This is a genomic window from Bacillus cereus group sp. MYBK245-2, from assembly GCF_051916145.1.
Lineage (GTDB): Bacteria > Bacillota > Bacilli > Bacillales > Bacillaceae_G > Bacillus_A > Bacillus_A pacificus.
The window spans coordinates 161,268-184,098 of record NZ_JBQAGB010000010.1 but is presented as its reverse complement, the minus strand read 5'-3'; the positions used below and the strand labels follow the sequence as shown (position 1 = coordinate 184,098).

Below are 22,831 nucleotides of genomic sequence, written 5' to 3'. Positions count from 1 at the left end.
ATCCAGATATGGATTGCCTTCTTCTCACTTCTCTTCTTTTGAGAAAAACATTCTTGAAATAACGATACCTATACTACCTACTATTAAAAATAACACTGCCCTAATCATCATTGAAACTTCTGGTAAGTCTAGAAGAAATAGCTTTCCTATCGTTACGACTAACACGACTAAGCCTGCATACAATATTTCATTCATATTTTTATTCCGTCCAAACCAAACTGCAAATAATGCATATACCATCCATAATAACGATACAGATATGCTTATTATGCTTCCATCTGTGGACAAAACTTCACCGATTCTAGTAATTGTAATAAATACAATCACCATAAACCAATAGAGTGCTATAGAATACACATACTTGCCAAAGCTTGCTAATACTTCTTTTGCTTGTTTCATGCAATAATAGAGCGTTCCAATTAAAATAAGATGGGCAACAAAGCCTGCCGAAATAAATTGATCAAACGGGCTAAAAATAGTCTGTATCATTCCAATTGCGTAAACCGTCGCACTAACATACAATTTTATCTGTTGTTTTCCTTTAATAGAAGTAAACATACCAAGGAAACCTTGTAATAATAGTACAATCGCTGCATTCACTAAACTATACTCATATAAAATCGCTAAACTAAATGCTCCCATTGCGAAACCAAATAAAAGATTTGTAAATGTAGAATGTCTATTCTTCCTATATTCAAACACAAACATAATAGCGTGCACGAGTGCACTTATCATTAATCCCCATGTTGTAAATTCAGGTATTTTTGAAATGGCTAATATAAAGAAGACTGCATTCGCACTAAATATCGCCAAGCGTGGCTCTACTATAAAACTTCTCTCCGTAAACATATGCCAAAATAATAGTAAGTGAATTAAACCATAAACTACTGTTAACTGGACTTGCAAATCCTCTACTAACATTGACATAACAGCAAAGAAGACAAAAAGAACAATAGCAGCAACAACATAAGAAATCATATATAAATACTGATAACGATTTTTCAACGCATACCATAATAAGCTGAGCGTTAGTATCATCTCATATCCAAAGAAAACATACGGATTAGGAGTTGTACTATTTAATAAGAACGGCACGAAGAAAGCTCCTACCGCTACGAATATAGTAAGATATTCCGATTGATACCTCTTCGCTATATAAATACCTAAAATGACCCATGCAATATTACATACAAACGCAACACTCGCTGGAATAAATCCATATAAATAATGTGCCGCAAATGTCGTTAAAACTATACCCGTAATACTTCCTCCTGCTAGTACTAACCCTAATGCTTGCCGCTCGCGTTTAATTTGAATATCCCCTATATAATAAAAACCGATTGATAGGACAATACCAAACACAATTCGTATTGCTGGTGTTAATAATCCTGCATCTACCCCTGCTTTAAATAACCAAATTACTCCAAGCAACATAATACCGACAAATATGCGTGGTAACCACGTTTGGCAAAACTTAATAATATTAAATGGTTCCGGCTTAAAAGCAGATATATCCACTTGTTTTACCTCACGTTCTTGCACAGGCTCTTTTATTGTAGCTACTTCTACTTTTTGTTTTTCCTCCATCACCGTTTCAATATATTCTTTCTTTTCCTTACTAACATGTTGCTGAGCATTTTCTACTTCTATTTCTCTTTGTTTTGCTTTCAATTCAAAAAGTGCTTCTTGCATCGTTTCAATTGCCGTTTCGAGTGCTTCTATTTTCTTATTTAAATCCTCCTTCATGCGCTCCCCCCTCATCATCCGTTCGAAACCTATATATTACCAATTATCTTTATCATACTCTTAGTCTATTCATTTTCAATACTATTTTTCCCAAAAAAAGAAAGGTGTTTTCCGAAATAGGAAAACACCTTTTTACTCATTTCTTCTTATTTAAAACACTACTCACGATAACACCAATACAAGCACCTATAATAGCTGGAATGATCCACCCAACACCTTCTATATAAAACGGAATGTATTTCAATACTAATGTCCACTGATTCATCATCACATTTTTATTGAAAATATCGATTGCACTAAATACTGCTACAATCACAATTGTAACTGGATATATGCATACATACTTTCCAATATACTTATGGAATAGCCCTAAAATAATAAGCGTCAATGCAACTGGATAAATAAATCCAAGAATTGGTACTGATACTTTTAAAATTTGTGTTAATCCTAAATTAGCTAAAATCATACTAACAAAACTTAAGATAAATGCCCACACTTTATACGCTACTTTTGGAAATGCACTTGCGAAAAATTGACTACAAGATGTAACAAGTCCGATTGAAACACATAAGCACGCAATCGTAAAAATAAGTCCTAATAAAACGACTCCGCCTTGTCCAAATAATGTAGTCATCACTTGTGCTAACACTTGCGCGCCATTATCAAATATCCCCAATGACCCACTCATTGAACCGACATATCCAAGTATGACATAAATAATAGATAATAATAGTCCTGCACCAATTCCAGCAATACTCATATATTTCGCTAAACCTTTATCATCTTCAATACCTTTTGCACGAAGAGCATTTGCAATCACAATCCCAAAAATTAAAGCTGCTAATGCATCCATCGTTAAATATCCATCTAAAAACCCTTGGAACATAGGCGCTTGTCCATAATTTCCAGCAGCCTCTTTCACACTACCTACTGATGTAAACATGCTTTTTATAAAGATAAGAGCAATCATACCTAATAATAACGGTGTTAAAACTTTTCCGAACAACCCCATTAATTTAGACGGGGATAAACTTAACCAGTACACAATACTAAAGAAAATAACTGTGTAACATAATAAGATTACGCTACCTGCTTCCGGGAATAACTGACCCGGTCCCATCTCAAAAGCGAGACTTCCTGCACGCGGAATGCCAAGGCCTGGTCCAATAAATACATACACGATACATGGAAAAATAATGGCGAATGAAGAATGAACTCTACCCGCTAGCGTTTGAAAACTTCCTGCTTTTGCAATCGCAATAACTCCCAATATCGGAAGACCTGTTGCTGATATAATAAACCCTACTAATGAAATCCACACATGTTCCCCTGCTTCATACCCAAGGAAAGGTGGAAATATAAGATTCCCCGCTCCAAAGAACATCGAGAATAACATAAGACTAACAAGTAAAATTTCTTTTTTCTGTAACAATTTCATCTCTTTCTCCTTCTATAATTTCACCTTTTATGAAATCAATTTCACATATAAAAAAGTGCAATAAACCGCTTCTTTACAAAGAAAACATAGTCCATAGTCTAACATAAAAGAAACACTCATTCTATAGCTATATCCCTTTTCCAATTTCTTCTGAAAAATCAACCTTTATTGACTTATAATATTTAATAAGGTAAAATATTAAATGTACAAAATTATTAACTTTGTTTTTGTTTGTGTCAGGAGGAAAATAACATGGAATCAGCGATACAACTAGAAAAAGAACAACAAAGAAAAAAGAAACATCCTCCAGGTTTATACTTACTCTTCTTTACAGAAATGTGGGAAAGATTTAGTTACTATGGATTACGAGGATTATTAACATTATATTTAACGACAGCTTTAGTAAGCGGTGGTCTTGGGTTTAGTCCCGCATGGGCACTCTCTATTTACGGATTTTACACTGGAGCCTGTTATTTCACACCAATGATTGGTGGATACTTAACAGACCGGTTCCTAGGTAGACGAAAAGCAATCACAATTGGTGGTATAACAATGGCAATCGGTAACCTTACACTATTTGCCTTGCAAAACCAAGTCGGCCTATACCTCGGATTAGCGCTTATTATTATCGGTAACGGATTCTTCAAACCGAACATCTCTACACTGGTTGGGGAATTATATGAAGAGAACGATCCAAAACGTGATAGTGCATTTACCATTTTCTATATGGGTATTAATGTCGGATCATTTTTAGCTCCACTCGTTTGCGGATTTTTATCAGAAAATTTATTCAAAACAACGGTTGATGGCGTTGTACATTACGGATTCCGTTACGGATTCTTAGCCGCTTCAATCGGAATGATCATTGGACAAATTTTATTTACAACACTATCCAATCGCTTCCTTGGTGATATTGGTAAAAAACCAACTCGCGATTTACAAACAACAGATGGACAACCATCAGTAGGTGATACACCGTTAACAAAAAAAGAAAAACAACGTACTGCAGTTATCGTCATTTTAACATGCTTCGTTGTCTTCTTCTGGGCTGGCTTTGAACAAGCTGGTAGCTCATTAACATTATATACAAACAAATTTGTAGACCGCTCTGTGTTCGGATGGGAAATTCCAACATCTTGGTTCCAATCGGTCAATCCATTATTTATTATTTTACTTGCTCCAGTCATTTCAGCATTATGGGCAAAACTTGCAACTCGCAAGCGTGGGGATTTAAAAATCCCAACTAAAATGGGACTTGGTATGATCTTGCTCGGTATCGGTTATATCATTCTCGTTATTGCTACATTAAAAACAGGTAGTGATGAACATAACATTACAGAAAAAGCAAACTTACTATTTATCGTCTTTACGTATCTTTTCCATACGTTAGGTGAGCTATTCTTATCACCTGTTGGACTATCAATGGTTAGTGCACTTGCCCCAGTAAAACTTGCTTCTTTATTAATGGGAGTATGGTTAGCAAGCTCAGGAATCGCTAACATTTTAGGTGGACAACTTGCAAGCTTCACAACTTCACTTGGGTATGCTGAAGTATTTACAGTTATTGGCGCTGTAGCAATCGTTTTAGGTTGTGTTTTATTATTAATTTCTAAGAAGTTAGTAAAATGGATGGATTAAAAAAGATGAGGGATTTCCCCTCATCTTTTTTATTTCTTCGCCTTCGTTCCTACTAAATCACCAGCAACAACATAACGTTTAGAATTATCTTTCACAGATACACATGTAATTAGTGTTATTTCATCTTTCCCGTGATCCTCAACAACTTCCCATTTATCAGGAGTTACTTCAGATACACCAGTAACCACATATTCATATTCATTTTCATTATCATACAAATAAATTTTATCGCCTTTTTTTAGAGACGCTATATCACTAAATAAAACACCTTTTTTAGACATGTTATGTCCTGCTAATGCATAATTACCTTTTCCCATTACTTGATTTTCTTTTACTGTTGCTGCACCTGATAATAGGTTTTTCTCAGTAGAAGACTTTAAAACAGGAAGTTCTAATGAAACACTTGGAATCGAAATACGACCAATTACTTGTTTCTTATCTAAAGATGCGTTCGCTACTTCTGCCAAGTCTGGTTGATTAATTTTGGAAGCATCTACAAATTCCGTCTCATGTTTTTCATAATCCATCTTTTGGACAGCCTGTACATTTTCAGTCTGTTTCTTTTCAGCTTGATATCCATCATAAAATGGCTTGCCGATTAATACACCACCTACAACAAATAGGAGGATTGCTACTATACTATAAATTCTTTGCTTATTCATATACAATTCCTTTCCCTTACAAAATCTTACTCTATATAAAATGATAAGATAATATTGCTATATGTACAAGTATAAGCTGAAAAGAAACCTTCTTGCCGATGCAAGAAGGTTTCTTTTTAAGCGATTTTATTTCGATATAAAGATACGTGGAAAATTGTCATTTGAATAAAGAAAATACTAAATGCAATATATATTGGATATGCAGGAACATATAGATTAGCAATTGGAGAAAGCGTTAAAAAACCAACCGCACAAGGCAACACGTACCATAGTGACATAAATGTAGTACGACAAGCCTTTTCTGTAATTGCCTTTTCCCGCTCGTCTTCTTGAGGAAATAATAGTGGAAACATCCAATATGATAGCTCTTTATATTTTTTCTTTTGAATTTTATAAAGAACAGTCGATACAATACCAAATATTAAAAGCAATCCTATTGGCATTAAACTCACCGAAACTTCAAATGGTACCCTCTTCGTTTGAATAAAATTCGCAACTTCGATAGTAAAATAATACAACTCAATAAATGCCCAACCTGCTAATACCATTAAGAGTACATTCAACATATAGGAAAATACAAGTCTATTCATCCTCTTCCCCCTCCTTATTTAAAACAAACACATCTTCCATCTTGAGCTCGAACACATCGCAAATCGTAAGCGCTAATAACAATGAAGGAACATAATCCCCTTTTTCAATTGCCGCGATTGTTTGTCTCGTCACTCCAACCTTTTCTGCTAATACACTTTGCGAAAAATTAAATCGAGCTCTTAATTCCTTCACTCTATTTAAAATGGTCAAATTTACCACCTCTCACCATCATTGTATGCTATCCTTAACAAAATGTAAACTCAACTTAACATTGTTTTTACAAAAAAATCCAACTTCACATATTGTAAAGTTGGATTGCATATTAATTTAAAATTTTAACTTTAACTGTTCTTCTACCCCACTCATTAGCTTGAGCTGAGTTTGGCATTAATAAATCAATAATATGCCCTTTTATTGCACTACCAGTATCTCCAGCAATTGCTGTTCCATATCCTTCTACATATACAGTAGAACCTAGTGGGATAACAGATGGATCTACAGCAATTAATTTCATGTTTGGATTTGCAGTTAAATTATGTCCTAACCTAGATTTTACAGTTTCACCCGGTTTATAGCCGTTTTCAGATGGGTCAGCTGTATAAGCGGTTGCTGTTACGTAAAATTCTTTTCCACCTTGAGTTGGTTTCGTATCAGGCTTAGACTCTGTTTCTGTATTTTTTGCTACAGGTTCAGCTGGTTTACTAGCTTTCTCTTGCTTTTGCTTTTCAGCAATTTCTGCTTGTGCTTTCGCTAAAGCTTCTTGCTCAGCCTTTGCAGCTGCTTCTGCTTTCGCACGCTCTTCCGCTGCAATTCTTGCTGCTTCTTGCTCACGAGCAATTGTTTCTTGTACTGCTTTCATGTTTGATTCGATTTTAGCTTTTTCTTCTGCAGCTAAATTAAGTTGGCTTGCAACCTGATTATATTTAGCTTGAACTGTTTGTAAGTTAGCTTGACGTTTTTTCAAGTTATCTTGCAGTTCAGCTTGTGCTTTTGCTAATTTTTGTTTGTCTACTACTAAAGATGCTTCTTTCTCGTCAATTGTTTTCTTATCTTCTTCAATTTGACGAAGATCTTGTTCTTGTAGACGTAAAATTTCTTTATCAGCTTCTAGAATAGTAGAAACTGCGTTCATACGTTGTAAGAAGTCTGCAAAGTTCTTTGACTCTACTACAACTTCTACTACTAAACTTGTATTTGAACTGTTTTGAACAGAAACCATACGTTTTCTCATAATATCCTTACGAGCAAGGACTTTATCCTCTAAAACGACAATTTCGTTCTTTTTTTGTTCAATCTGCTTATGTGTTTCATCGATTTTACGTTGAATAGCAGCTTGATCCTCTTTATTTTTTGCAATTGTATTATTTAAATTATGTAGTTCGTTTTCGATACCTTGAATTTCTTTACTAACAGCTTGCTTCTCTTGCTCTTTCTTTTGCATTTCTGCATCGTTTTGCTGCAATTGCTGTTGCATGTTGTTAAGTTTCTCGTCGTTTGACTCTGCTTTAACAGCGACTGTACTAGAAAGACCTATAATGCCTGCTAATACTAGACTACTGATTCGCTTAAAATAGTTCATAATCCGACTCCCTTCTTATACAGTTATACATGATTTATTTTACAGTTTGTTTACAATACCATTAAATACAGTTTATTTTTCATGACGAAAAAAAGGGAATTATGCATAAAATGTAATAGATTCTTAAATATTTAACAATTCCTATATTTAAAAATTATAAAAGATGCTAAAATCCAAATATAGAGAAAATATAACTTCTAAAGGCGGTTGAAATAAATCTATGTTTACTCAAAAGAAATCACTCCAACATAAAATTGATCAATTAGAAAGTCGTATACAAGAACTAGAAGCAGAATTAAAACAAAAGGATATTGAACAACAAGAGACTATTTCTTCTATCCACACTCGTGTACACAGCGTTATTCAAGAACATAAACTTGTAAATAATCAACACCATACACTTCAAAATTTAGTTCAACAATTAAGCTCATGTTTCGAAAATGTTTCAACACGCACTACACATTCCAATGAATTGAATAACGAAATGCTACAAAAAGAACAAAGCTTAATTCAATCTATTGAAGAAATTATTGATTGTTCTAACGAAGGAAAAGAATCTGTTCATCGTTTACTTATTGTAATTAATAAATTAGGTGAACAATCCCAGCGCACGTCTAATAGTATGAATCATTTAAGTGAACGCTCAAAAGAAATTGAGCAAATTGTAGAAGTCATCCAAAACATTGCAGCACAAACAAATTTACTTGCTTTAAATGCAAGTATTGAAGCTGCTCGTGCTGGAGAGCACGGTAAAGGATTCGCTGTCGTTGCCAATGAAGTAAGAAAACTAGCAGAAAGTACCGCTGAAAGTACAAAAAACATCGGCAACTTAACGAAAAAAATTCAAGAAGAAATTGAAAAAGCATACGATAATACAAAAGATAATTTGCATTTAGTCGATGAAGGTGTAGAAATGAGTGCCGATACAAACGCTAGAATCGAAAATATTTTAATTATGATTCAAACGTTACAAAACGGCGCTACAAATGTTATTAAAGCTATTGAAAACCAAAAGACTTGTAATGATGATATATTACGAGAATTCGCTAATACACAACAAATGTTCCAAAAATTAAATACTACTATTATGAATCACATTCATGATGCTGAGAAAGTCGATGTTCAATTAGCGAAAAGTCTTGAAGAAACAGTAGTTTCTCATTAATAGTAAAAATCCCTTATACTGTTATGAGGGATTTTTATTATATTTCGAATATTTATTTCTTCTCAATATTGAGCCGTATCTTTGTTATAATGGACAAGTTGTTTCTTTCGACTATTAAACAAGGAGGTTATTATGGAACAATTTTACTACATTTTAAAATATTTAATTCTTGGTCTGTTCCAAGGACTAACAGAACCGATTCCGATTTCTTCAAGCGGTCACCTCGTTTTGGCACAGCATTTGCTAGGACTAAAAATAGAGGGGTTTAGCTTTGAACTACTTGTTAATTCAGCTTCATTATTAGCTGTATTACTTATTTATAGAAATGATTTAATTCGTCTAACAAAGAATGGTCTATCTTATATATTTACAAGAGCAGAAGATGCAAAATCAGATTTCTTCTTTATTATTTACCTTGTTATTGCGACCATTCCAGCAGGTGTTATTGGTGTTTTATTTAAAGATTACATCGATCAGTACTTAAAAGGTGTGAAAATGGTTGGGATTTCCCTTCTTATTACCGCTGTCGGACTTTGGATTATTAGAAACTTGCGTGGACGTAAAAATGATGGCGATCTTTCTATGAAAGACGCAATTATCGTCGGATTAGCACAAGCTTGCGCACTAATTCCTGGAATAAGCCGATCAGGTGCAACAATCGTAGCTGCGATGTTACTTGGTATGAAGCAAGAAACGGCTCTTCGTTTCTCATTCTTACTATATATCCCTGTTAGCTTAGGTGGTTTATTACTAAGTATTACAGACATTGCAAAAGATCCAAATCTAGATACACTATTCGTACCATATATCGTTGCATTTATTGCAACATTTATCATGACGTATATTTCATTAAAATGGTTTATGAACATTATGGCAAAAGGAAATTTAAAATATTTCTCTTTCTATTGCATTATCGTAGGTGTACTTACTCTTATTTTCTTATAAGGTGAAACTTACAAATCAAAAAGCGAGTCATTCTATTACACTAGAACGACTCGTTTTTTTATGCATATACTTTCTTTTCTTGACAATACAAACGAATAACATGTTTATTTTGTTGAAATACATCATGCGTTAGGCGGATAATAATAAAATTTCGTTTTATTTGATCATCATGAACAAAAATCTGTTCTCCCTCTTGAAAACGCCATGCACTTTCAAAAGTTGTAATATGATCCCCACTTACAGAAAAAAGCTCATATCGCATATTTTGTACCCTCTCTCAACTTATAATAATCATAATATCATTATATTAAATTTAGTATAACTTAATTCCATTGAAATTTGTAATTTTTTCTATTTCGAAATATTTTAATTTTGTTTTAAGGTTCTTTTAACGTTATAATGATAAACGAATTTTCATTGAAAGGAGCTTCATTTTGACTGCATATATATTTCCAATAAAAACAGCATTTATTTTATTTCCTATTTTAGCAATGTTCCTCTTAATACCTTTTTTAATATTTAACTACCGAAAGTACGGTTATTTAAATAAATGGCGTTCATTTATTTTGTACTCATTATTACTTTACTTATTAAATGCCTATTTTCTTGTGATTTTGCCGTTACCACAAACATATGATACTTGTAGCCTACAACCGGCTAATACGCAGCACATGCAACTATCACCATTTTATTTCATACAAGAAATTAGTAATCATACTTCGGCAATTTTAACGAAACCAGCTACTTATTTCTACCTATTAAAAGAATCTGCGTTTTTACAAGTAGCATTTAACGTTCTATTAACCGTTCCATTCGGTATTTACTTACGTTATTATTTCCGACGTAGTTTCTTACAAACAATTTGTATTTCTTTTTGTCTTTCACTCTTTTTCGAGCTAACACAAGTGACTGGACTATACGGTATATACAATTGTGCGTACCGCTTATTTGATATAGACGATCTGTTTTTAAATACATTAGGCGGCGTAATCGGCTTTATCATTGCACCAATATTTACGTACTTCCTTCCGAAAGCAAACGAATTAGATAGTCATATTAATTTGGAAACGAAACCAGTCGGATTTGTTCGTCGCCTTATCGCGATGCAAATTGATTGGATTTTCTTATCCATCGTTGTACCTGTCATTAAAAACAAAGGAAATTCTTTCTTTATTTCTAATATTCAATCTTACACGAACATATACGAACTCATTTTCATAACGTGTTCGATCTTTATTTACTTTATTATCATTCCATACTTTACGAATGGAAAGACAATTGGTAAAGCGTTGCTTCGTATTTACGTGAAAGGAAAATCAGATCGTATTACGTTGAAGGAACTATTCATCCGTTATGGTATATTCTATTTCGTTTTAGGTGGAATCAATTATATTCTTTCTAGTAGCTCTATCTTAAATCTTAAAGAACCTTTAGTATTAGTAGTTATATTATTATTCCAACTCGTAATTAACGGTCTATTTATTATTCATGTTTTATTACATGTATTTAGTCGTGATAAGTTACTATTTTACGAGCGAATTAGTCAAACAAAAAATGCGATCGTACTAAAAAAAGCTGACAAGTAATACTTTGTCAGCTTTTTTTCATAATCGTAAATAACTTTTCTGTGTAAGGGTTTGAAAACATTTCTGCTTCATCTAATAATTTCCTCACCTTTAGAAACGAATGCAATTCTGGATATATATTTTGTAATTTTTCATACGTTAACGTATGCATTTTCCCCCAATGCGGGCGTCCTTCATATTTTAGAAAAATTTTCTCCACCTCACCAAAATAAGCAGCATACTTCATACCTTTATACATATGAACAGCTATATATGCAGAATCTCTTCCATACGCTGGACTGAGCCATATGTCATCCTTTTTCACATAACGGCATTCAATTGGGAAGTGTACTTTATACTTTTTCTTTTCAATAAGGTTTGAAATTTCTTCTACAACGACCTGCATATACTTTGAAGGAACACTATACTCCATTTCATAAAATGGAACCGCACGCGATGTAGCAAATACTTCATAACTCGGACCAATTATTTTTGTATTCGGTACAGCTTTAGCCGATAATCGACTTACTCCTTTACTTATAGAAGGAAACCATTTACATCCTTTAGATAACAAAGAGAACATCTTATTTTCAAGTAACTCTACCTTTAGTTTATGCCATTTCAAATCACTTTTTTTACCCGTTGTTTCGTTTGTAATTTTCACTTGCACTTCATCTGAATAAGGAAAAACGAAAAATTCAAAATGGCGATTCTTCTTATATTCTTCTAGCTTGTTCATTACAGTAGATAAGGACTGTTTTTCACTTTTATAAACGAGTGAATAAGCTGGAATAACCTTCAATTTTATTTTTACAATGATACCTAACATTCCAAGAGACAACTGAAAAGCTCTCCAATATTGTACATTCTCCGTTTGTGAACAAACTATACTCTCACCTGTAGATAAAACTGCGGTAATCTCTATAACTTGTGTTGATAAACTTCCAAAGGTAATCCCCGTGCCATGAGTCCCTGTACTAATCGCTCCTGCAATAGATTGCGAATCAATATCCCCTAAATTTTCTTGCGCATAACCTTTTTCCTCAAGTAACTTCCCTAGCTCATGTAACTTTGTTCCTGCCCATACTTCGGCAACCATCTTCTCCGCATCAACATTCACAATACCCTTCAATTCATCTAAAGAGACTAAAATTTCTTCCGTCTGCACAAGAGGGGTAAACGAGTGTCCTGAACCGACAACGCGAATTTTCTTCCCTTCTTTTCGTGCAAGCTCTACAACTTCTACTACATCTTGTATACTTTCTGGATACATCGTATAATGCGGTGTTCCTTCTACATTCCCTGTCCAATTTCTCCATTTTTGTCCCTTTATAGAAAGCATTGGCCATCCCCCCGATATGTTGAATACTCCCCAACAATCTCTCCCTCTTTCACACGATATAAAAACGGAAACCGCTCACATAATTCTCCAGCTTTACTATGGCGAAACAAGATAGAATCTCCTATCTCTACTCGTTCCTCACCATTATAGAAAATCGGTGTTTGCACTTCACCCGCGCCTTCTACAGCTAATAGTTTGGCACCACCCGGCCTCCAAATTTCAGGTTCTTTATCTTTCCCAATTGCGCCTGAGGCAATATATCCACCACCTAGACAAGTGTAAATTGTTGGGGCTGGTTTACGCACAACTGGTAAAGCAAATCCGACAGCTGGATGAAATTGCACCTCTTTATAATAATCAAACAGCTTCGGGGCATAAAAAGCCGAACCTATTGTAATCTCTGAAACTGAATGATCTTGCTCAGTTGTTTTTATACTTCCTGTGCCTCCCCCATTTACGAACCTTAGTTCAATACCTAGATTTTGTATTTCTTTTACGATATGTCCTCTTCTTTCTTTAACTTCTAACACTGATTTCTTCTTTAAATGTGAAATTACTTTACTTTTCACTCGTTGATTTGGTATGCGATCTCCTACCCCTGCAATTTGGGCTTCATATCCCATTACACCATCTAATATTAAAAATGATGATTCTTTCAACCTTTTTACTATTTTCAAAGCACCTTGCACATCTTTTACCGGTGATCTTTTGACCCCAAAATGGAACATAAGAAAACGACTACTCATATCAATATCTAAACAAACACGAAAACATCCTTTAGATTTCTCAGCAATTTTTTCTAAATAAACAATATGCTCTTCACAATCCACCATACAAGTTATAATGAGCCCTTGCTTTGTTAGCAAACTTATTTCATGTAACGCTCTATCATCATAAGCAGGATATCCGAGCAATAAATCATTGAATCCTTGTTCAATTAAAAACAAAACTTCCCTAGGTGAAAAACACATAATACCTTGAAAACGATCATTTGCAGCTAAAATCTTTTGCATAACCGGAACAGAACGTAACGATTTACTCGCTATACGAATCTTCTTATTTCCACTTAATTCTATAATCAATTGAATATTTCTATCTAAAGCTACTTCATCCAAAAATGCACAAGGTAATGGAACTTCTTTAAAAATTCCTCGATCCACATTCTTTCTCTCCTCTTCTCTATATGTCTTATACATATTGGAAAGAAAGTTGGAATCTCCTCTACAAAATAAAAAAGTTTCTTCCTATTTAAGAAGAAACTTTTTTAGGACTACTTCATAGAAATAGTTGCTGCTACTGGATAATGATCAGAATAATCATCATACGTATATTTTTTGAGCCATGATGTAACAGTCCACTGTGGAGATTTTGGTTGTAATACTTTATTCTCTATAAATGATGGATTCGCATGGTCCTTACTTGCAATAATATAATCTAAATACTCGGCAGGACTATCAGGGAAATTATATTTTGCAATACTGTTTGTCGTTGCATCCCAAGTTGCTGTATGTCCCGTATAAGATGGAATTGACGCATGCAATGTTTTAAACATGGATGCGTACTCTGAGTCACTATTGTTCTCTGCATTTATTTTATTCACGTTCATATCACCACCAAATAGAACGTACTCGTCATTTGGTATATTCTTATTTTTAATAAAATCTTGAATTTCTTTTAGCTGGTTTGTACGTACAGATGCAGGTGAAGTTTTTCCACACATACTATCTTCAGCCTGCAAGTGTGTCCCAATTACATGAACGAAACGATCATTTTTCTTAATTTTCGTGTATACAAACCCTTTATTTGATAAATTATCTGGTCCGCATCCTTTTGCAAATACATATTGAATCTTTTCAACGATCGGCCATTTACTCACGATTGCAACGCCTCCATCTTCAGGCGTTGAAGATGAATAGCTACCTAACGTTTTATCCCATTCATTTCCATTACTACGACCTAATACTGCTGTTTGATTTGGATATTCTTTCTTCAAATTCCCTAACAAACGATCTGATGCGCTATTATCGAACACTTCATTTAATATAACTACATCCTGATTCTTAATATAATCTGCCGCCCCAATTAAATCGGCACGCTGACTTTGTCCCCAGTTCGGATATAAGTTAGTTGATAGCATATACACGTTGTGCGTCATCACTTTCAAAGTGTTGTTTTGATCTGTAGACGTATCTGCTTGCACTGAAGAACCTCCGTATAAAACTCCTAAACCAATCCCAAAGCTAAGTACACCTTTTAGCAATTTACCTTTCACGTTCCATACCTCCATTTGTATAGTAATAAAAAGGTCAAATACTCTATTGTGAGATTTGACCTTTTTTAAATACTTAACGATCTCCGTACGTATCAAACCAAAGCTGAATGTATCCAGCAGTAACACGTTGTGCATCCATTAATCGCTTACCTGTCATTGGTGTAACTTCAGCGCGCCATTTATCTGCATATTCTTGTGACACAGCTGCTTTTACGAACCAATCTTTCGTATTATCATTTACAATTCCAGAGTAATCTTGTTTCGCTACTACTGCCGCTCCATGAATCCACTCTTCTGGATTTGTACCTTTCCAGTTCCAATATCCATTTCCATCCGTTACTTTATAATTATCTTTTATCGTATCTACAAAGTTTTCATATTTAGAATGGAATCCTTGTGGATATGAAAGATTTGTAAAGTTTGCCGCATGCATCGGTTGGTTTACATCTCCTAAATAATGAAGAGATAATCCTAAATAGAAGAATGCTTGTTTCATATCTTTATTTTTGTATGATTCACCAGCTAATTTAAAATATTTAGCGCCAGTTTCTTTTGCCTGCTTTGCAAATGGAATATATGTTTTTCCATTGTCTGGATCATAGAAATGTGAAGCAAATGTGCTATTATCATAATAAGGATTTTCATAGTCAGCAGCATAAATACCGTTCTCTAACTCCGTACGCCATTCATTTAATTGTGCAACTCGATCTTGTTTTACAAGTGTTGTATTGCGAGACATAATATCAATCGCACGGTTTACAATCCATAAATGAGAATTTACACCTTCTTTATGTTTATCTTCAGCAGACCAGCGGTGAACTATTTTTATTTTACTTCCCCCATCATTTTCATGAGCAAATGCAACGCTTTGTAAAGGAGCTACTACTGTAATAGCTGCTGCTAAAGCAAGTACTTTCTTTTTCATCTGAAATCCTCCATTTTATAATCGAATTATTGTAAACTTTTTGTTAGGATCCTATGATGTCGTCCGGTTAACCTATGACTAGAATATCCCACCTTTCACGAAATTTCTATCACTAAATTAAAATATGCAAATGTTCATATCATTATAACTTTATACATAGTGAATATAATGAATGAATGCACTTTCATTTTAATAAACTATTATTAAGGCTTATCTAAACTAATGTAAAAAAAGAGTAAAGCATACACATGCTTTACTCTTTTTTTCTATTCGATAATATACTTGGCAGTTGGACATTAACTGCCAACTTATGAATAAATCCAAACACTAATCCAATTCCAATAAATATGTATAAGATTGTAAATATCTTTCCAAAATCAGTTTGCGGACTAAAATTCGCATCACCGACAGTCGTCAACGTGACCACACTAAAATATAAAGCGTCAAGAGGACGTAATCCTTCAACTGTACTATAAAAAATTGTACCAGACATTAATGTTAAAAATGTTAATACGAATAATACTTGAAATTCTTTATCTTTCCACGCTCGTAAACAAGCTTTTAGCATCCGTTTCAATGTCAACATAAATGAAAGCATTAGACTTCCCCTTCCAAACAAAATACCTGTAGTTACAGGAAAGTCTATCACCTTTCTGTACAGAAAAAAAGTAGCCCTCTTCTATTTCTAGAAAAGAGCTACTTTTTACTATTCTATATTATTTAGGTGAAACAAGAATTTTCACTTGTGTTTTATCTTTTACAAGTGCTTCAAATCCTTCTTCAACAACTTGATCCACTGTGATTTTTTTCGTAATTAATTTCTCTGCTTGAATTTGGCCAGAGCTAATTAATTTAATAACAGCTGGGAAGATATGACGGTATCCTAAAATACCAACCACTTCTTTTTCTTTTAGTACAAGATTGTTTGGAGTAATTGTTGCGTCTTTTTCCCATACACTAACAATTACAGTTTGTCCTTCGAAACTTGTACTTTCAATTGCTTGACGAAGTACTACTTCAACACCTGTTACTTCAAAGCTCACATTTACACCTAAACCATTTGTTAAGTTACGAATTTCTGCTAATACATCTTGAGTAGCTGGATTTAATACGTAATCCGCACCTGCTAATTTTGCTAACTCTTGACGTTCTTTAGAAAGCTCGACTGCAATAACAGGAGTTGCTCCTGCTGCTTTAGCTGCTTGGATAACAAGAAGTCCAATTGGACCACAACCAAATACTGCTACAGCTTCCCCTTCTTTTAATTTACTTTGACGTACTGCATGAACTGCTACAGCTGCTGGTTCTACAAGTGCACCTTGTTCATACGTCATTTCATCTGGAATATGGTGAACCATATCTTCTGGTACTACTGTATATTCAGAGAAACCGCCGCCTTCTCCGCCAAGACCGTGGAAAACAAGTTGTTCACAAACATTGTAATGTCCATGTTTACAAGCTTCACATTTACCACAAGAATAAATTGGTTCTACAACGACGCGGTCTCCCACTTTATGAGATGTAACGCCTTCACCGATTTCAACTACCTCACCGCTAAACTCATGACCTAAAATAACCGGTGCTTTTACATGTGTTAATGGATGCTCTTCTGTTGGAATAAAAATAGGTCCTGCTAAATATTCATGCAGGTCTGTCCCGCAGATACCACACCATTTAACTTTAATCTTAACTGCTCCTGGTTTTACAGTTGGTTCTGGTACTTCTTCTACTCTTACATCACGTTGATTATGCCAAAGTAATGCTTTCATTTTATACATCCCTCTCTATGTATATACTTAACCTGGTGAAGTTTACAAATCTATTATAATACTTCTATCCATATATTTCAAAAAAACAATCTCATTTCCACTAAATTTTAACAAATAACGTTCAATATTTTGTCACTTTGTACTTTTTTCCACATCTGTTAACTCAATTTCATTGCGGTTGAAATTAGCATTATGCCATAATAGCATAGGAGAGGTGAATATCGCTTGAAATATTTTATTTACTTTATTGTTATCGTAGCGTTTCTAGATACATTTTCACAATTACCTATTATGAGTACGTTCGCTCAAAGTCTTGGAGGATCCCCTCTTATTATTGGGCTAGTTGTCGGCATGTACTCATTCGCTAATATGATTGGTAATATTATTGCTGGCGCTGCTGTCGATAAATTTGGTGCAAAAAAAATACTTTATATAAGCATGGGACTCACGAGTTTCATAGTCTTGTTATACACCGTTGTTCAAAGTGGTGAACAACTATTAGTTGTGCGCTTTATGCATGGGTTTAGTGACGGATTTTTAATTCCTGCTGCCTTTACGTTTTTATCAAAACAAACAAATTCAGCAAGACAAGGTAAGGCAATGGCCCTATCTGGTGCTGCTGTTGGAACAGCGGCAATTGTAGGACCTGCCTTCAGCGGGATTATGAAAGCAACTGCTGGTATAGAGTGGGTGTTCATTACCATTTCTATTTTAATGGTTCTTGGTACAATCGTATCTCTCTTCTTCTTACCAAATAACGTATCAAGAAAAGATACTTCAAGAACACAAATGATGAATAAAGAAGATATGTTTGAACTATTGAAATCAGAACCGTTATTACAGGCATATATTGGTGCTTTCACACTCATGTTTTCACAAGGAATTGTCACTTATATGTTACCAGTGAAAGTTGAGGCATTAGCGCTTAAAGCATCTACAACAGGCATGATGTTAAGTGTATTCGGTATTACCGCTATCCTCTTCTTCTTACTACCAACAAATCGTATTTACGATCGATTTAATCGTTCAAAACTAATGCTAATTGGTATTGCAGTAATGGCATTAGCATTATCTTTACTTGGATTATTTGCAACAAAAGGCATGCTCTTTATCGTTATGATGATTTATGGCATTGGATTCGCTATCCTTTTCCCATCGATAAATGCATTACTTGTTGAAAATACGACAGATGATAAACGCGGAAAAGCATTTGGATTGTTTTATGCTTTCTTCTCATTAGGAGTTGTTGCTGGATCCTTTACAGTTGGAGCAATCGGGGCATCCCCTAGCGCCAGCTTCGTTATTGGAACTGCATTCTTATTAACATTTGCCGGAATGATTTACGTAAGAAGCAAAATAAAAGGCAGAGACAAAGTAAAAAAGACAATGATAGGATAATTCCATCATTGTCTTTTTTTGCCGAATATATTACTTTTGTGTGTAGCTAAGTAACAATGTAAATAAATTGAATGGTAAAGGCAATACTACATTTCTTCTTTTACAAAAAAGTGTATCAATACCAACGATACTTCGACAATTTCCTCGGAAATATTTCCTTTCCCTACATAATTTGATACACTACATATAAACAGACACTTGTATTACATAAGCTAAAATAATAACTTACTGTACAAATTCAAAAGCACATTCCTCATATGAAGAATGTGCTTTTCTGTTATTAACGTTTAATCCAAACAGCACCTGCTGATTTATCCTCTGCCTGTCCAACAACTTGGAATTTAAGTCCAAGATTCGGAACTTTTCTTCCTGCGTCTGCAATTTGTTTATTACTATATACTTTTGAATCATCAAAAGTTGTAACACCTTGTAATCCAGAATAGTTAAACTGTCCACGTGTTAATGAATTTACACTCCATGCTGGTGTTTGATCAAATGAAAATGCTGCGTCTGCAATTTGCATACCTGTATTACCGTAAGTTGGTTTTCCGTTTAAATTGCCAACAAGTGCCTCTGGATGCGAATCTACAACACCAAGAAAGCCTTCACCTGGATGCTCCCCAACCCAGTTATCTTTAAAGCTATCATCTGCGTACCAAACGACAAGACCTGTATTATACACTGGACCTTTTCCTGCTTTTAATCCATTATCTGATCCTGCATAGTTTCTCCACTCTAAGTAGTAATAATGAGCTTTTTTCTCTGTTCCATCAGAAACAACGAATCCATTTAACTGCATGTTAGGTGTTCCTTCTGCATCATCAGAAAATACTACTTGTCCATCAACAGTTACATTTACATTATCCATCGCGAAACCTTTATATGTTACAGCTGGATCTGTAATATAATCGAATTGCAGTTTCACTTTTTTTCCTTTAAATTGACTTAAATCATATGATTTATCTATCCATTTCCCATCTGTTGTATCTTTATCTCCTTGGACTACTTTTTCTCCAAGTCTATCAATTAATGTTTTCGTTCCATCTTCTGTTACTGCATGTACTTCGACAAAATCGCACTCTGCTTCTAACTCATAATTTGCTTTATAATCGAATTTTGCATTTGTTCCTTTTGTTAAATCAAAGAATGGTGTTTCTAGTGTTGTATGCATATCATCTCCTCTTGTACTGTAATATGCATGCTTTCCAAACTCCGGCTTAATCGTTTCGACACTTTTACCTGGTAAGTTAACACGTACAACGCCTGGACGATTTGATTTTGTAACACTTTGATCGATATATGTAGGAACTCCTACACCACGCTTAATGTTATCGTAATCTACTTCCAAAATTTTTGCCCAGTTGCCACCCATATTCTTTTGTAAGAAATCTTTATTTTGTGGTGAGAAACTAGTTGGCTCTGTTCCTGCAATTTTCCCTGTCCAACTTCCCCCACTCATGAGTGACCAAGCTTCGACAGGTGAACCAGTTCCAGTATATTTCGTATCGTATTCATCTGGTAAGCCAAGGTCATGTCCAAATTCATGCGCAAATACACCTACTGCTCCATCTTCTGGTTCAATTGTGTAATCATGTGCTGCTACTTTGCCACCAAAGTAATCTACCTTTGATTTTGTCCCTTCAATTGCTACTGGATCTATTGCTAATTTTGAACGATGTGACCAAATGGCATCATCGCCTAATTTACCACCACCAGCTTCTTGACCAACACCTGCATGGATTACCATTAAATGATCAATTACACCGTCAGGCTCATTTTGATTCCCATCACCATTTGTATCATATCTATCAAACTGATCAAATTGAGATAAATCTAACCCTTTCTCAGCAGCTGCATGTAAAGCTTCTTTCACTAAATCACGTGCGCCTTTTGGTCCTTTATTATCGTGACCACTACTACCATCCGCACCGTAGTCAGATGCTTTTCCTGGAACAGTTAGCCACTCCGTTACATATCCATCTGTCGTATAACTACCACCAGACTGCTCTTCGTAATATTGTTTAAATGTTTTTACTTTCGAACCATCAAATAACGTGTATGGTTCATTACCAAATAACATCTTTTGATAATGCTCTCTACTAAAGTCCTTCGAATACATATACCCTGGCGTTTGATCAATATTATTATGTTTATAATCACTAAATTCAACGAGTAATACTAATACCTTATCTGTTCGAACAGATCCCTTATACGGCGCTTGCTTTGCTTTAGATGTTGGAACTTGCCCATTCAATTGTTTTTTATTTGGTTCAGGCTTTTGCTCAGGGCTAACATTTTTTTCAGGTTTCTTTACTTTCTCCTTTTCTTCCATTTTTTTCTCTTTTACTTTTTTCACGAAATCAGATGCCTCTTTAGCAGTATCGGCTGGGAAAATTTCTTTATTTGCCTGATCCCCTTGTTTCTTTTCAATATATTTCTCTACAGCTTTTTTCGTCTCTTCCTTAGAAGATGCTGGATTAATTGTTCCTCTTTCTTTCAACGCTTCCGCTAAACGATCTTCTTGAATTAAGTTGTAATCAATTGGTGTTGTAGATACATTTTCTTTCTCTTTTGCTGGCGTTTCTGCGTATGCTAATGGAGCACTCATGACAGATGTACATCCGATAATTGCCGCAATTGCTAATGACGATAACACTTTAAATGGCGCTTTTCTTCTCATTCTATTTCTCTCCTTTTATAAAACTTAAAATTCAGATAAATAAGTGCATTTTTGTCGAAATCCCTGTTTACTGCCCTCCCTATATAAAGTGAAACTTTAATCAGTGGGGAGTTTGTTCATCCCCACTGATTATTAGTTGAACCAATCGGGCATTTACGGGCAGTTGATTTCCCACCTAACTTCTTTGCCCCAGCTGAATTTTGAGGTGGGAGTCTTACTGACCGTTAATGCGGGATAAAAAGGCATAATTCTATAAACGTTAAGCTTTCTGTTATAGAATCATGCCCTCCAGTTTTCTGGTCAGAACTTCTACCGTTTTATGTCGAAATATGAAACATAAAAAGTGATTTGATATATATTAAATAGCTTATATAAAAAATTTAAAAGACAATATGCAAAATTGCATGAAAATTCTTTTAAATAAAAAAAGAATCCTAGTCAATTAAACTAGGATTCTTGATTTTCTATTATTTCTCTTGTGTTTTTTCCCAATCAGCTAAGAATTTCTCAATTCCTTGATCTGTTAATGGGTGCTTCACTAATGAAGCAATTACGTTTGCTGGGATTGTTGCAATATGTGCACCATTTAATGCTGCGTCAGTTACGTGAACACTGTGACGTACAGATGCTGCGATAATTTCTGTTTCGATACCGTGAATTGCAAAGATTTCTGCGATTTGGCGAATTAAGTCCATACCGTTATGACCGATATCATCTAAGCGACCTAAGAATGGTGAAACGTATGTTGCACCAGCACGAGCTGCAAGTAATGCTTGAACTGCTGAGAACACTAATGTAACGTTTGTACGAATTCCTAAGTCAGAGAACGCTTTTACTGCTTTTAAACCTTCTGTTGTCATTGGAACTTTTACAACAACGTTTGGAGCAATTTTCGCTAACTCTTTTCCTTCTTCGATCATTTTATCTGCTTCTAAACTAATTACTTCTGCACTTACAGGTCCTTCTACGACGTTGCAAATTTCACGAATGCGCTCGTGGAAATCTACGCCTTCTTTTGCTACAAGTGATGGATTTGTCGTTACTCCAGCTAATACGCCTAATTCATTTGCCTCTTTAATTTCGTTAATGTTTGCTGTATCAATAAAGAATTTCATT

The 22,831-nt window shown here is 34.6% G+C and carries 20 protein-coding genes; 5 read left to right on the top strand and 15 right to left on the bottom strand.

Features of this window, described 5'->3' with window-relative positions; genetic code table 11:
• Positions 1-24: 24 nt before the first annotated feature.
• A complete protein-coding gene (locus ACTFRN_RS17795; protein ID WP_014893310.1) occupies positions 25-1,746 on the bottom strand; it encodes a DUF2339 domain-containing protein in 1,722 nt (573 codons plus the stop codon).
• Between the two features lie 136 nt (positions 1,747-1,882).
• Positions 1,883-3,184 (bottom strand): branched-chain amino acid transport system II carrier protein BrnQ1, encoded by a 1,302-nt coding sequence (brnQ1, locus tag ACTFRN_RS17790; RefSeq protein ID WP_074615642.1) that lies wholly within the window; start codon positions 3,182-3,184, stop codon positions 1,883-1,885.
• Between the two features lie 252 nt (positions 3,185-3,436).
• On the opposite strand from brnQ1, the gene ACTFRN_RS17785 reads away from it, so the two are divergent.
• Positions 3,437-4,822: a peptide MFS transporter gene (locus ACTFRN_RS17785; RefSeq protein WP_000443132.1), complete on the top strand. Its 1,386-nt coding sequence runs from the start codon at positions 3,437-3,439 to the stop codon at positions 4,820-4,822.
• A 29-nt stretch (positions 4,823-4,851) separates the two neighbouring features.
• Here ACTFRN_RS17785 and ACTFRN_RS17780 read toward each other — a convergent pair whose 3' ends face one another.
• The 4 genes from ACTFRN_RS17780 to ACTFRN_RS17765 all read right to left on the bottom strand — a co-directional run bounded on the left by ACTFRN_RS17780 (position 4,852) and on the right by ACTFRN_RS17765 (position 7,654).
• The gene (locus tag ACTFRN_RS17780) at positions 4,852-5,484 is read right to left on the bottom strand and encodes a class A sortase (RefSeq protein WP_001041722.1); all 633 of its coding nucleotides are present in this window, start codon (positions 5,482-5,484) and stop codon (positions 4,852-4,854) included.
• 116 nt (positions 5,485-5,600) lie between these two features.
• The gene (locus tag ACTFRN_RS17775) at positions 5,601-6,074 is read right to left on the bottom strand and encodes a hypothetical protein (protein WP_001081111.1); all 474 of its coding nucleotides are present in this window, start codon (positions 6,072-6,074) and stop codon (positions 5,601-5,603) included.
• Positions 6,067-6,285 carry a helix-turn-helix transcriptional regulator gene (locus ACTFRN_RS17770; RefSeq protein WP_000154009.1) on the bottom strand — a complete coding sequence of 73 codons (219 nt, stop codon included), beginning with the start codon at positions 6,283-6,285 and terminating at the stop codon, positions 6,067-6,069. The genes ACTFRN_RS17775 and ACTFRN_RS17770 overlap by 8 nt, the downstream gene beginning before the upstream one ends.
• A 112-nt stretch (positions 6,286-6,397) precedes the next feature.
• Positions 6,398-7,654, bottom strand: coding sequence for a 3D domain-containing protein (locus ACTFRN_RS17765; protein WP_014893311.1), 1,257 nt, complete (start codon positions 7,652-7,654; stop codon positions 6,398-6,400).
• Between the two features lie 220 nt (positions 7,655-7,874).
• Here ACTFRN_RS17765 and ACTFRN_RS17760 point away from each other — a divergent pair, with 220 nt between their 5' ends.
• Together ACTFRN_RS17760 and ACTFRN_RS17755 are read left to right on the top strand one after the other, a co-directional pair.
• On the top strand, positions 7,875-8,819 hold the full coding sequence (locus tag ACTFRN_RS17760; protein WP_000495025.1) for a methyl-accepting chemotaxis protein: 945 nt from the start codon (positions 7,875-7,877) through the stop codon (positions 8,817-8,819).
• A 132-nt stretch (positions 8,820-8,951) separates the two neighbouring features.
• Positions 8,952-9,764 (top strand): undecaprenyl-diphosphate phosphatase, encoded by an 813-nt coding sequence (locus ACTFRN_RS17755; RefSeq protein ID WP_000434782.1) that lies wholly within the window; start codon positions 8,952-8,954, stop codon positions 9,762-9,764.
• 58 nt (positions 9,765-9,822) lie between these two features.
• On the opposite strand, the gene ACTFRN_RS17750 is transcribed toward ACTFRN_RS17755, so the two are convergent.
• Positions 9,823-10,026: a hypothetical protein gene (locus ACTFRN_RS17750; RefSeq protein WP_001268330.1), complete on the bottom strand. Its 204-nt coding sequence runs from the start codon at positions 10,024-10,026 to the stop codon at positions 9,823-9,825.
• Between the two features lie 172 nt (positions 10,027-10,198).
• On the opposite strand from ACTFRN_RS17750, the gene ACTFRN_RS17745 reads away from it, so the two are divergent.
• Entirely contained in the window at positions 10,199-11,350 is a 1,152-nt protein-coding gene (locus ACTFRN_RS17745) for a VanZ family protein (protein ID WP_000127966.1), read from the top strand.
• Positions 11,351-11,357: 7 nt separating this feature from the next.
• On the opposite strand, the gene ACTFRN_RS17740 is transcribed toward ACTFRN_RS17745, so the two are convergent.
• The 6 genes from ACTFRN_RS17740 to bdhA all read right to left on the bottom strand — a co-directional run bounded on the left by ACTFRN_RS17740 (position 11,358) and on the right by bdhA (position 17,637).
• Positions 11,358-12,671 carry a D-arabinono-1,4-lactone oxidase gene (locus ACTFRN_RS17740; protein WP_000948934.1) on the bottom strand — a complete coding sequence of 438 codons (1,314 nt, stop codon included), beginning with the start codon at positions 12,669-12,671 and terminating at the stop codon, positions 11,358-11,360.
• A complete protein-coding gene (locus ACTFRN_RS17735; RefSeq protein WP_088106346.1) occupies positions 12,659-13,831 on the bottom strand; it encodes an amino acid deaminase/aldolase in 1,173 nt (390 codons plus the stop codon). The genes ACTFRN_RS17740 and ACTFRN_RS17735 overlap by 13 nt, the downstream gene beginning before the upstream one ends.
• A 110-nt stretch (positions 13,832-13,941) precedes the next feature.
• A complete protein-coding gene (gene sph / locus ACTFRN_RS17730; RefSeq protein ID WP_225991017.1) occupies positions 13,942-14,958 on the bottom strand; it encodes a sphingomyelinase C in 1,017 nt (338 codons plus the stop codon).
• Between the two features lie 58 nt (positions 14,959-15,016).
• The gene (gene cerA, locus ACTFRN_RS17725) at positions 15,017-15,868 is read right to left on the bottom strand and encodes a phospholipase CerA (protein WP_000731014.1); all 852 of its coding nucleotides are present in this window, start codon (positions 15,866-15,868) and stop codon (positions 15,017-15,019) included.
• Between the two features lie 253 nt (positions 15,869-16,121).
• Positions 16,122-16,466 (bottom strand): potassium channel family protein, encoded by a 345-nt coding sequence (locus ACTFRN_RS17720; protein ID WP_000948231.1) that lies wholly within the window; start codon positions 16,464-16,466, stop codon positions 16,122-16,124.
• 118 nt (positions 16,467-16,584) lie between these two features.
• Positions 16,585-17,637: a (R,R)-butanediol dehydrogenase gene (gene bdhA, locus ACTFRN_RS17715; RefSeq protein WP_000645822.1), complete on the bottom strand. Its 1,053-nt coding sequence runs from the start codon at positions 17,635-17,637 to the stop codon at positions 16,585-16,587.
• Between the two features lie 225 nt (positions 17,638-17,862).
• On the opposite strand from bdhA, the gene ACTFRN_RS17710 reads away from it, so the two are divergent.
• Positions 17,863-19,035, top strand: a complete 1,173-nt coding sequence (locus ACTFRN_RS17710; protein ID WP_000873249.1) for an MFS transporter — start codon at positions 17,863-17,865, stop codon at positions 19,033-19,035.
• Positions 19,036-19,315: 280 nt separating this feature from the next.
• Here the strand turns inward: ACTFRN_RS17710 and inhA2 are convergent, their stop codons facing one another.
• Both inhA2 and fsa read right to left on the bottom strand, forming a co-directional pair.
• Positions 19,316-21,715, bottom strand: coding sequence for a M6 family metalloprotease immune inhibitor InhA2 (inhA2, locus tag ACTFRN_RS17705; RefSeq protein ID WP_001252971.1), 2,400 nt, complete (start codon positions 21,713-21,715; stop codon positions 19,316-19,318).
• A gap of 467 nt (positions 21,716-22,182) precedes the next feature.
• Complete coding sequence (gene fsa / locus ACTFRN_RS17700) at positions 22,183-22,830, bottom strand: fructose-6-phosphate aldolase (RefSeq protein WP_000667670.1); 648 nt, start codon at positions 22,828-22,830, stop codon at positions 22,183-22,185.
• Position 22,831: the final 1 nt, after the last annotated feature.

Excerpts from the sequence above, each read along its gene's own strand:
- ACTFRN_RS17795 (WP_014893310.1), bottom strand. The coding sequence starts at position 1,746 with ATGAAGGAGGATTTAAATAAGAAAATAGAAGCACTCGAAACGGCAATT.
- brnQ1 (WP_074615642.1), bottom strand. The coding sequence starts at position 3,184 with ATGAAATTGTTACAGAAAAAAGAAATTTTACTTGTTAGTCTTATGTTA.
- ACTFRN_RS17785 (WP_000443132.1), top strand. The coding sequence starts at position 3,437 with ATGGAATCAGCGATACAACTAGAAAAAGAACAACAAAGAAAAAAGAAA.
- ACTFRN_RS17780 (WP_001041722.1), bottom strand. The coding sequence starts at position 5,484 with ATGAATAAGCAAAGAATTTATAGTATAGTAGCAATCCTCCTATTTGTT.
- ACTFRN_RS17775 (WP_001081111.1), bottom strand. The coding sequence starts at position 6,074 with ATGAATAGACTTGTATTTTCCTATATGTTGAATGTACTCTTAATGGTA.
- ACTFRN_RS17765 (WP_014893311.1), bottom strand. The coding sequence starts at position 7,654 with ATGAACTATTTTAAGCGAATCAGTAGTCTAGTATTAGCAGGCATTATA.
- ACTFRN_RS17760 (WP_000495025.1), top strand. The coding sequence starts at position 7,875 with ATGTTTACTCAAAAGAAATCACTCCAACATAAAATTGATCAATTAGAA.
- ACTFRN_RS17755 (WP_000434782.1), top strand. The coding sequence starts at position 8,952 with ATGGAACAATTTTACTACATTTTAAAATATTTAATTCTTGGTCTGTTC.
- ACTFRN_RS17750 (WP_001268330.1), bottom strand. The coding sequence starts at position 10,026 with ATGCGATATGAGCTTTTTTCTGTAAGTGGGGATCATATTACAACTTTT.
- ACTFRN_RS17740 (WP_000948934.1), bottom strand. The coding sequence starts at position 12,671 with ATGCTTTCTATAAAGGGACAAAAATGGAGAAATTGGACAGGGAATGTA.
- sph (WP_225991017.1), bottom strand. The coding sequence starts at position 14,958 with ATGGAGGTATGGAACGTGAAAGGTAAATTGCTAAAAGGTGTACTTAGC.
- cerA (WP_000731014.1), bottom strand. The coding sequence starts at position 15,868 with ATGAAAAAGAAAGTACTTGCTTTAGCAGCAGCTATTACAGTAGTAGCT.
- ACTFRN_RS17720 (WP_000948231.1), bottom strand. The coding sequence starts at position 16,466 with ATGCTTTCATTTATGTTGACATTGAAACGGATGCTAAAAGCTTGTTTA.
- bdhA (WP_000645822.1), bottom strand. The coding sequence starts at position 17,637 with ATGAAAGCATTACTTTGGCATAATCAACGTGATGTAAGAGTAGAAGAA.
- inhA2 (WP_001252971.1), bottom strand. The coding sequence starts at position 21,715 with ATGAGAAGAAAAGCGCCATTTAAAGTGTTATCGTCATTAGCAATTGCG.
- fsa (WP_000667670.1), bottom strand. The coding sequence starts at position 22,830 with ATGAAATTCTTTATTGATACAGCAAACATTAACGAAATTAAAGAGGCA.